The organism is Pseudomonas sp. NBRC 111124 (assembly GCF_001320245.1).
Taxonomy (GTDB): Bacteria; Pseudomonadota; Gammaproteobacteria; order Pseudomonadales; family Pseudomonadaceae; genus Aquipseudomonas.
Window position 1 is genome coordinate 46,310 of record NZ_BCBA01000014.1, and the last position, 10,370, is coordinate 56,679.

Below are 10,370 nucleotides of genomic sequence, written 5' to 3' on the forward strand. Positions count from 1 at the left end.
CTTCGGTTTGAGACTCACGATGCGCCGCCTGCTGCTCTGCTTTTTGCTGACGCTCACCGCCCTCACTGCCTTAGCCGCCGAGCCTGCCCGCCCCAAGGTCGGCCTGGTGCTGTCTGGCGGAGCGGCCCGTGGCCTGGCCCATATCGGCGTGCTCAAGGCCCTGGAGGAACAGGGCGTGCACATCGACGCCATCGCCGGCACCAGCATGGGCGCGGTGGTGGGCGGGCTGTATGCCTCCGGCTACAGCGTCGAAGAGCTGGAAAAACTCGCCACCACGCTGGACTGGCAGCAGGCGCTGTCCGATGCTCCGCCGCGCAAGGATGTGCCGTTCCGGCGCAAACAGGATGACCGCGACTTCCTGGTCAAGCAGAAGCTGAGCTTTCGCGACGACGGCAGCCTCGGCCTGCCCCTCGGGGTGATCCAGGGCCAGAACCTGGCACTGCTGCTGGAAAGCAAACTGGCCCACACCGCCGACACCCGCGACTTCGACAAGCTGCCGATCCCCTTCCGTGCCGTGGCCACCGACATCGCCAGCGGCGAAAAGGTGGTGTTCAGCCGTGGCCACCTGCCACAAGTGATTCGCGCGAGCATGTCGATCCCTGCCGTGTTCGCCCCGGTCGAGCTGGATGGCCGCCTGCTGGTGGACGGCGGGATGACCGACAACATCCCGCTCGACGTGGCCCGGGCAATGGGCGTAGATCTGGCCATCGTCGTCGACATCGGCACCCCGCTGCGCGACCGCAAGCAACTGGCCACGGTGGTCGACGTGCTCAATCAGTCGATCACCCTGATGACCCGGCGCAACTCCGAAGAGCAGCTGGCCAGCCTGCACCGCGACGATATCCTCATCCAGCCGCAGCTGGCCGCTTTCGGCGTGACCGACTTCGGCCGTGCCCAGGACATGATCGACGCCGGCTACCGGGCCACCCGCCTGCTCGACACGCGCCTGGCCGTACTGCGCCAACCCGAGCGCGACGCTGGCCTGGCCGTGGCCCGCTCGCCAGGCCAGCGCACACCAGTGATAACCGCCATCCGGATCGAGAACGACTCCAAGGTCAGCGACGACGTGATCCGCTACTACATCCGCCAGCCCATCGGTGAGCCGCTGGCGCTCGACCGCCTGCAGACCGACATGGGCACCCTGTATGGCCTGGACTACTTCGACCGGGTGCAGTACCGCGTGGTACACAAGGGCGATGACAACACCTTGGTGATCAATGCCCGCGGCAAGCGCGGCGGCACCGACTACCTGCGCCTGGGCCTGAACCTGTCCGACGACCTGCGCGGCGACAGTGCCTTCAACCTTGGTGCCAGTTACCGCATGAACGGCATCAACCGACTGGGCGCGGAATGGCTTACCCGCGCCCAGATCGGCGATCAGCAGGAGCTGTACAGCGAGTTCTACCAGCCGTTGGACGTAGGTTCACGCTACTTCGTCGCACCTTACCTGGACCTTGGCTCGCAGAATATCGAAGCGACCCTGGACAACGACCCGGTCGCCGAATACCGCCTGGAACGCTATGGCTTCGGACTCAACGTCGGCCGCCAGATCGGCACGTCCGGCGAAGTCCGCCTGGGCGTCGGCAAGGCCTGGGGCGAGGCCGAAGTGCGTATTGGCGACCAGGATCTGCCCTCGGTCAGCTTCAACGAAGGTTTCTACGAGCTGAAGTATTCGTTCGACACCCTCGACAACGTGTACTTCCCGCACCGTGGTGAGGACATCAGCCTGACGATGCGCAAGTACGACAAGTCGCTGGATTCGGACGATGACTACCGGCAGTGGCTGCTGAACCTGGACAAGGCCTTCAGCGTCGGGGCGAACACCTTTGTGCTGGGTGGGCGCTACGGGCGCACGCTGGACGCTACCGAGGTGGTGACCTCAAGTTTCGTGCTGGGGGGCGCAAGGGAGTTGTCGGGCTTCCGCCAGGACTCGGTATCAGGGCAGAACATCAGCCTGCTGCGGATGGTGTACTACCGGCGCCTGACGCCACGGGCCTATCTGCCGCTGGACTTCCCGCTGTACATCGGTGGGTCACTGGAACGTGGGCGGGCGTGGAACAACGACAATGAGTTCGACAGTGGCTACATCAATGCGGCGAGCATCTTCCTGGGGCTGGAGACGCCGTTGGGCCCGTTAAATCTGAGTTATGGGGCCAACACTGCAAATGAGCAGGCGGTGTACCTGAACCTGGGGCATACCTTCTAGAGTGCCGGGGCCGCTTTGCGGCCCTTTCGCGACACAAGGCCGCTCCTACAGCCGTACGCGTTTCCCTGTAGGAGCGGCCTTGTGTCGCGAAAGGGCTGCAAAGCAGCCCCAGAAAATTCAGGACTTTTCGAGGTTGGCGAGGATCTTGGCATGCACCCGCATGCACACTTCCAGGTCCGCCTCGTCCACGCCCGTGAACAGCTCCAGGCGCAGGGCATTGGCTATGGTCTCGATCTGCTCGATCAACGGCTTGGCGGGTGGGCATAGCAGGATCTTCTTCGCTCGCCGATCCTCCAGCACGGCCTGCCGGCGCACCAGCCCCTGGCCTTCCAGGCTGTCCAGCAGCCGCGCCAGAGTCGGGCCTTCTACACCCACGCTTTGCGCCAGCTCGCGCTGGGTGGGCGCCTCATCGAAGCGGGCCAGGTGCAACAACACCAGCCAGCGCGCCTGGGACAGGTTGAGCCCAGCCAGGCGGCGGTCAAGCTCGGCGCGCCAGCCACGGGACATCTGCGCCAGCTGCATGCCGAAGCGGTGTTGGTTGTCGGTCAGGGGCATAAGCAACTCATAGACTAGAACTAATTATTAGCCAGCTAATCATGCTCCGGGGCGTCAGGCAAGGCTGCCCGCCCCGGAAACGTCCGATAATCGTCAAAAAGGATGACAAACATCAGCAGTTGACTGAAATGCCGCCCGTCAGAGCTCGAACTCCGCCGCCAGTGCCGCACGTATGCAATACAGCACGCCTTCTGGCACCCGTGCGCCGAACAACGGCGCAATCGCCGATACCGGCGGCAGTTCGCCCTCGCCGTCGAGGAAGGCGTCCTGTACCTCCATCATCAGGTCTTCGGGCAAGTCCAGCGCCTGCTCCAGGCTAAGCTCTTGGCGGCCAAGGGCCTCGGCCAGCAGGCTATAGACGTTTTTCTCGCTGCAGTTGAGCTGCCCGGCGATCTGCGCCGGGGTCATGCCGGCGCGGGCCAGGCTGACCAGTTCGTGGCGCAGGTCGAGCACTACCTTCGGCGCTTCCTCGGTGCCACCGGCACCATTGAGCACTTCGAGGAAGGCTTGGCCATAGCGCTCCAGCTTGCGCGCCCCCACGCCACTGACCTGGCCCATGTCGCTGAGGCTGGCCGGCTGGCTGCGGAGCATTTCCAGCAGGGTGGAATCGGGGAAGATGACATAGGGCGGCACGCTGTGCTCTTCGGCCAGCTTGCGCCGCAGGGTGCGCAGCGCCTCCCACAGTTCGCGCTCCTCGGCACGCACCAGCTGGCTGGCCGGACTACCGCCGCTGGAGGACGCCTTGGCCACGGTTTGTGGCTTGAGGTCGCGGCGCAGCTGCAGGTTCACCTCGCCGCGCAGCAGCGGCCGGCAGCTGTCGGACAGGCGCAGGCCGCCATAGCCTTCCAGGTCGATGTCGACCAGGCCGCGCGCCACCAGCTGGCGGAACAGCGAACGCCATTCGGCCTCGGCCAGGCCCTTGCCGACGCCGAAGACCGAAAGCTTTTCGTGGCCAAAGTTGCGCACCTTCTCGGTGTCCTTGCCCAGCAGCACGTCGACCAAGTGGCCAACACCGTAGCGCTGACCGGTGCGGAACACGGCCGACAATGCCTGGCGGGCAGGCTCGGTGGCGTCCCAGGTCTGGACCTGGTCGACGCAGTTGTCGCAGTGGCCGCAGGGTTGTTCAAGGGTTTCGTCGAAATAGGCCAGCAGCGACTGGCGGCGGCAGCGGGTTTCTTCGCACAGGGCCAGCATGGCGTCGAGCTTGTGCTGTTCGATGCGTTTATGGCGCTCGTCACCTTCGGAATTCTGCAGCATCTGCTTGAGCATCACCATGTCCTGCAGGCCGTAGGCCATCCAGGCATCCGATGGCAGGCCGTCACGGCCGGCACGGCCGGTTTCCTGGTAATAGGCCTCCAGCGACTTGGGCAGGTCGAGGTGGGCGACAAAGCGCACGTTGGGCTTGTCGATGCCCATGCCGAAGGCAATGGTTGCAACCATGATCAGCCCCTCCTCGTTGAGGAAGCGGTGCTGGTTGGCGGCGCGGGTTTCCGCGGCCAGGCCAGCGTGGTAGGGCAGCGCCGGGAAGCCTTGCTCGCAAAGGAACGCAGCGGTTTCATCGACCTTCTTGCGCGACAGGCAGTAGACAATGCCGGCGTTGCCACGGCGCTCGCCAAGGAAGGCCATCAGCTGCTTGCGTGGCGCTTCCTTGGGCACGATGCGGTAGAAGATGTTCGGCCGGTCGAAACTCGACAGGAAGCGCTCGGCGCCCTGCAGGTGCAGGCGCTGGACGATCTCCTCGCGGGTGCGCATGTCGGCGGTGGCGGTCAGGGCGATACGTGGCACATGGGGGAACAGTTCGGCCAGCTGCCCCAGTTGCAGGTATTCAGGGCGGAAGTCATGGCCCCATTGCGACACACAGTGGGCTTCGTCAATGGCGAACAGCGAGATATCGAGGTCGCGCAGGAAGTCCAGCATGCGGGGCTGCACCAGGCGCTCCGGCGCCAGGTAGAGCATTTTAACCTCGCCCCGGCGCAGACGCCCGGCCAGCTCACGCTGCTGCTCCGGGCTCAGGGTGGAATTCAGCGCGGCTGCGGCAACGCCCAGTTCGTCGAGGGTGGCGACCTGGTCGTCCATCAGCGCGATCAGCGGCGACACCACCACCGTCAGGCCCGGGCGCAACAAGCCAGGCACCTGGAAGCAGAGGGATTTGCCGCCACCGGTAGGCATCAGCACCAGGGCATCGCCGCCATTGGCCACGCATTCGATGATCGCTGCCTGGCGCCCACGGAAACTGTCGTAACCGAAGATGTCCTTGAGAACGCGCTGAGCCTGTTCGAGCATGTGCAACTCCACAAATCGCCGTACCATCCTGGACACAGGCTGGACGAAAAACCCGCTCCGCACACGCCAAAAGCGTAAGCGGCTTTTGCCAGATGGCCGGGAAAACCCGCCCCTGGATGAAAAACGGCGGAGTATACCGCAGTGACGGCCCGCACAGGATGCCCGGTGACAGACGTTCCCTTTGCCCCGCTGCCGCCGCAAGGTGCTAGAATTCACTATCGTTTATTCCCCAAGGTAGCCCTGTAATGTCCTTCGCCGAGCAACTGACCCGCCTGCAAGCCTTCCTCGACGCCGATGAGCTGCACGAAGAAGCGCTGGACTACGTCGCCGCACACGGCTACCTGACCGCGCTGTCGATCTGCTCCGAGGACGTCCCCGAGCGTGAATGGATCGACGCGCTGTTCGCCGAAGAGCCCCATTACGCCAGCGATGCCCAGCGCACCGAAATCGAAGCGACGCTGGTGGCCCTCAAAGGCCACATCGCCCGCCAATTGGCCAGTGACGAAGAATTCGACCTGCCCTGTGAGCTGGACCTGACCGACGAGCCGGACGATTCCGACCTGCGCGGCTGGTGCATCGGCTTCATGGAGGGCGTGTTCCTGCGTGAAGAGGCCTGGTTCGAGAACGCCGAGGAAGAAGTCAGCGAGATGCTGCTGCCGATCATGGTCGGTTCCGGCCTGTTCGACGAACAACCCGAGTTTGCCGACATTGCCAGCAACGCCAACCTGCAGGACGACATGATCGTGCAGATCCCGGAAGCGCTGAGCGCGCTGTTCCTGCTGCTGCATGCTCCAGACGAGAAGCCGGCGCTGCTCAAGCCACGCCACCACTGAGTCGGCCGTGCGCTACCTGCTGCTGGCCATCGGCTGGCTCAGTGTTGCGCTGGGGGTGCTGGGGATCTTCCTGCCAGTGTTGCCCACCACCCCGTTCCTGCTGCTGGCGGCGGCCTGCTTCGCCCGCAGCTCACCGCGCTTTCACGATTGGCTGGTCAACCACCCCAAGCTCGGGCCGTGGATCCGTGACTACCTGGGTGGCGAGGGCATTCCACTCAAGGGCAAGGTCTACGCCATCGGCCTGATGTGGGCGAGTATCGGCCTGTCCTGCTACCTGGTGCCGCTGTTCTGGGCCAGGGCCTTCATGCTCACCAGTGCGGTGCTGGTGAGCCTGTACATCCTCAAGCAGAAGACCCTGCGTCGCTCGGGTTGAACTTTGCTATCGCCTGTTGCGGCCTCTTCGCGGCTAAAGCCGCTCCTACAGGGGCCATGCAGCCCTTGAAAGCTGCACAGTACCTGTGACGAAGAGGCCGGACCAGGCAACTCAGACCGTATCCACCTTCAAGGAATGGTCATTGATCATCCCGGTGATGATGGTCGCCGTATCATGCCCCGCCGAAATTACTCCACCCGCCCCCGCAGTTACCCCGTAATGCTGGGCCAGGTCGACCCCCGCCAGGTCGATGGTCTGGGTCGGCGCCGCCCCCGCCACGCTGCTGACCTCAATGGTCGAGACCACATGGGTGCCGCTGCCGCTGACCTTGAAGTGCAGGTAATCATCCAGCGAAGCCGGCGTGGCATTCTCCCCCTGCAGCAGCTGCGACAGGTCCAGGTGGTCGCTGCCGGGGGTGAAATCGGTCACCGTGTCGTGGCCGGTGTCGCCCTTCTGCCAGACGAAGGTGTCATCGCCGTTGCCTCCGGTCATGATGTCGTTGCCAGGGCCGCCGATGAGGATGTCGTTGCCATCACCGCCCTTGAGCACATCGTTGCCCAGGCCGCCGTTGAGCACGTTGTCACCGGCATCACCGATCAAGGTGTCATCGTAGTCGGAGCCGATCAGGTTCTCGATGCCAGTCAAGGTGTCGATGCCGGCGGCACCTGTATTCTGTGGGCCGGCCAGGCTGAGGTCGACCGTCACCCCGCCGGTGGCCGAGGCATAACTGGCGGTATCGATGCCCGCCCCGCCATCGAGCAGGTCGTTGCCAAGGCCGCCAATCAAAAGGTCATTGCCACTGCCGCCGTACAGGGTGTCGTTGCCTGCGCCGCCCACCAGCACATCATGGCCGTCACCACCCATTAGGAGGGTGTCGACGTTGCTTGCCATCAATACATCATTGCCTGCCGTGCCGTTCAGGGTGCCGCCGGCGTGGTAAGTGATATCCACCGCGCCAACTGCACTTCCGCCATGGCCATCGGTGACCGTGTAGCTGGCCTGATGCACTTCGTTCATGGCATTGCTGTAATCGACCACCAGGCTCAGCTTGTAGTTTTCGGCGGCGTTGCTGTGGTCCGACGGGTTGGCCTGATTGGCCACACGGATGCTGTATACCCCGTCATGGTTGGCGGTGAAGCTGCTGCCCTCGGCAATGGGCTGGTAGCTGCCGTTGGCATCCTTCCATTCCAGGCTCAGGTTACCGTCGGGGCGGTCATGATCCAGCTGCAGGGTCTCGCCCTTGCGCAGGCTGACGGTAATCACGTCCTCGCCATTGGCGTTGCTGCTGCTGATGTCGCCGAGGTAGCCGAGCACTACCAACGCTGCGGTCATGCTGCCGGCGGCAGTGGTGAAGGCGCTGCGGTCCAAGGCCTTGAACTGATTGTCGAGCGTGTTGCCATGGCCATCGAAGGTGATGTTCGGCACGCTATTGCCGAGGGTGAAGCCGGCCCCCTTGTCGGCAAAGTGGGTGTTGACGGTTATCGGCGCTGCACTCAAATGGTCATTGTCGATATCACTGTCATTGGTCAGCAGCACTTCAGATGGCAAGGTGATATTGGCGCCGGTGATGTTGGTGATGACATGGTCAGCCACCGCCACTGGTGCGTGGTTGCCATTGATCATTATCAGCAGGTCGGCACTGCTGGTATCGCCGTCATTGTCGCTGACCATGAAGCCGAAACGCTCGGGCGGGCTACTGGTATTGCCGCTGGGTGGCGTGTAGATGAACTCGCCGCTGTCCATGTTCACCATCAGGCTGCCGCCCAGGCTGGTCTTGATGGCGAGCGTGTTGCCCGTGGTATCGAAGCTGGCGTTGTCGGCGCCACCGCTGGCCAGGTATCCGCCCTGCCCCGCGTTGGCTTTCGGGTCGTAGGTATAGGTGGTGCCGTCCACCAGCAGTGCCTTGATGAAGCCGCCATCGGCACCGAAGGTGCCATCGCTGAGGAGGCTGCCGGTAATCGGCGAACCCTGCACGGTGCCCGACAGCACGCCATAAAGCTGGTTGAAGTCGTTGACGATCACCGCATTGGTGTCGGTATGGCTGCTGCCATCATAGGCCAACGGGTTCAGGTTGCCCGCGTTGATATCCTTGCCCAGGCCGATGGCGTAGGACTTGATGCCATTGCTGTCGAGGAACGTCTCCCAAGAGGTTTCGCGGGACGCGGTCATGGCATGCCCGGAGCTAGGCTCGCCATCGGAGAAGAAGTAGCTGACATTCTGCGCACCGGCCAGCTTGCCATTCTGCTCGAAGGCCGTCTGGGCAGCAGTCGCCGCGCTGTCATAGTAGGTCGATCCACCGGCGTGCAGGCCGTTGACGATCGACTTGGCGGCGTCGATGCTGACCCACTGCGCCGACTGGATCTGCGCACCGCCGCTGAAGGTGACGATCTGCACCTTGATGTCGCCCATGCTGTCGTACTTGTCGAGCAGCGCAGCGATGGCCTGTTTGGCAGCGTCCAGCCGGGTCAGGCCGGGTATGCCGGAAGCAGAATCCATGCTGCCAGACACATCGATTACCATCAGGATGTTGGAATCCAGCTTGCCCGCTGTGATGCTGCGCTCGGCGCAGACCGCATTGGGCACATCGTCGACAATGGTGATGGCGATGTTGCTGGTGATGCTGTGGCCCAGCGAGTCGGTGGCCTTGTAGGTGAAGTATTCGACCGTCGAATCGGCACCCGGGGTATTGGCTGGCGAGGTCAGCGTATACGTGTAGCTGCCGTCAGGGTTGACGCTGATCTGCCCGTACTGGCCGACCGCGTTGCCCACCAGGCTGTAGGTCAGCGCACCCACGCCACCGGAAACCGACCCCACCAGCGAGCCGGACGCCGTTTCGCCGGTCGAGGCTGGATCGCTGCCGGTGGTGCTGCCCGCAGCCAGGTCGTTGCCATCCTTGTGCAGGTCGAGGGCTTTCTCGAACACCGTGACATCGCGGTCCACGCAAGCCACGAGGGTTGCGTCGTGCACATTGATGGTCAAGGTCGTGGTGCTTTCGTCGCCATCGGCATCGCGGAGGGTGTAGACGAAGGTGTCGACGGCATCCCGCGGTGACACCACGTCCGGGTTGGAGTGGTAGACCGCATTGCCCTTTTCGTCGAGGGTCAGGTAGCCGTACTGGCCAATCACCTGGCTGTTCAAGTGGCCGATGGCCGAACTGCTGGTGTCGCTACCGGCGCGTACACCGACCACGTAATTGCCGTCACTGCGCACGTCGGCACCGACCACGTCGTTGTACATCACATTGCCACGCACCTCGTCGCCTTTGTACACGCTGACGAAATCGCAATGGGCCTGGGGCACGTCGTCGACAATGGAAATGACGATGGTGCTGATGGCCGAATGGCCATACGCGTCCTGGACCTGATAGGTAAAGGACTCAGTTACGGTGTTGGCGCCGTCGTTGGCATGGGTGGGCGAGCTGGCCGGAGACGTCAGGGTATAGCTGTAGCTGCCGTCGGCGTTCAGGTGAATCTGGCCGTACTGCCCGACAGCATTACTGACCAAGCTGTAGGACAAGGCGCCTATGCCACCACTGGCCAGGCCGACCAGGCTGCCAGAGGCCGTTTCGAGGGGTGATGTCGGGTCGCTGCCGGTGACCGTGCCTGCGGCGAGGTCGCTGCCGTCCTTGCTCAAGTCCAGGGCTTTTTCGAACACCGTGACGCCGCCATCCATGCACACTTCGATGCGCGGGTCGTGCACGTTGATGGTGATTGTCGTGGTGCTTTCGTCACCATCGGCATCGCGGAGGGTGTAGACGAAGGTGTCCACGGCATCTCGCGGCGACACCACATCCGGGTTGGAGTGATAGACCGCGTTGCCTTTTTCGTCGAGGGTCAGATAGCCGTACTGGCCATTGACCTGAGTGTTCAACTGGCCGATGGCCGAGGTACTGGTGTCATTACCGGCACGCACACCGACCACGTAGTTGCCGTCGCTGCGCACATCAGCCCCGACCACGTCGTTGTACAGCACATTGCCGCGCACCTCGTCGCCCTTGTACACACTGGTGTAATCGCTATGGGCTTGCGGCACGTCGTCGACGATGGTGATGACAATGGTGCTGGTGGTCGAATTGCCGACCGAATCTTTCACCTGGTAGGTGAAGGTTTCGGTGACGGTG

Annotated in this window: 6 protein-coding genes; 3 read left to right on the forward strand and 3 right to left on the reverse strand. The window is 63.4% G+C overall.

Features of this window, described 5'->3' with window-relative positions; translation table 11 throughout:
- Window positions 1–19 precede the first annotated feature (19 nt).
- Window positions 20–2,206 carry a patatin-like phospholipase family protein gene (locus APH28_RS07975; protein WP_060508410.1) on the forward strand — a complete coding sequence of 729 codons (2,187 nt, stop codon included), beginning with the start codon at window positions 20–22 and terminating at the stop codon, window positions 2,204–2,206.
- A gap of 117 nt (window positions 2,207–2,323) precedes the next feature.
- On the opposite strand, the gene APH28_RS07980 is transcribed toward APH28_RS07975, so the two are convergent.
- Together APH28_RS07980 and recQ are read right to left on the reverse strand one after the other, a co-directional pair.
- Window positions 2,324–2,761 carry a MarR family transcriptional regulator gene (locus APH28_RS07980; protein ID WP_060508411.1) on the reverse strand — a complete coding sequence of 146 codons (438 nt, stop codon included), beginning with the start codon at window positions 2,759–2,761 and terminating at the stop codon, window positions 2,324–2,326.
- Window positions 2,762–2,899: 138 nt separating this feature from the next.
- A complete protein-coding gene (recQ, locus tag APH28_RS07985; protein WP_060508412.1) occupies window positions 2,900–5,044 on the reverse strand; it encodes a DNA helicase RecQ in 2,145 nt (714 codons plus the stop codon).
- Between the two features lie 245 nt (window positions 5,045–5,289).
- On the opposite strand from recQ, the gene APH28_RS07990 reads away from it, so the two are divergent.
- Window positions 5,290–5,877, forward strand: a complete 588-nt coding sequence (locus tag APH28_RS07990) for a YecA family protein (protein ID WP_039602166.1) — start codon at window positions 5,290–5,292, stop codon at window positions 5,875–5,877.
- On the forward strand, window positions 5,831–6,250 hold the full coding sequence (locus APH28_RS07995) for a YbaN family protein (protein ID WP_177334240.1): 420 nt from the start codon (window positions 5,831–5,833) through the stop codon (window positions 6,248–6,250). The genes APH28_RS07990 and APH28_RS07995 overlap by 47 nt, the downstream gene beginning before the upstream one ends.
- A 111-nt stretch (window positions 6,251–6,361) precedes the next feature.
- Here APH28_RS07995 and APH28_RS08000 read toward each other — a convergent pair.
- Window positions 6,362–10,370 (reverse strand): Ig-like domain-containing protein (locus APH28_RS08000; protein ID WP_156340871.1); only part of this gene is annotated, 4,009 nt, incomplete at its 5' end.

Coding starts and splice junctions, on each gene's coding strand:
- APH28_RS07975 (WP_060508410.1), top strand. CDS start 20: ATGCGCCGCCTGCTGCTCTGCTTTTTGCTGACGCTCACCGCCCTCACT.
- APH28_RS07980 (WP_060508411.1), bottom strand. CDS start 2,761: ATGCCCCTGACCGACAACCAACACCGCTTCGGCATGCAGCTGGCGCAG.
- recQ (WP_060508412.1), bottom strand. CDS start 5,044: ATGCTCGAACAGGCTCAGCGCGTTCTCAAGGACATCTTCGGTTACGAC.
- APH28_RS07990 (WP_039602166.1), top strand. CDS start 5,290: ATGTCCTTCGCCGAGCAACTGACCCGCCTGCAAGCCTTCCTCGACGCC.
- APH28_RS07995 (WP_177334240.1), top strand. CDS start 5,831: ATGCTCCAGACGAGAAGCCGGCGCTGCTCAAGCCACGCCACCACTGAG.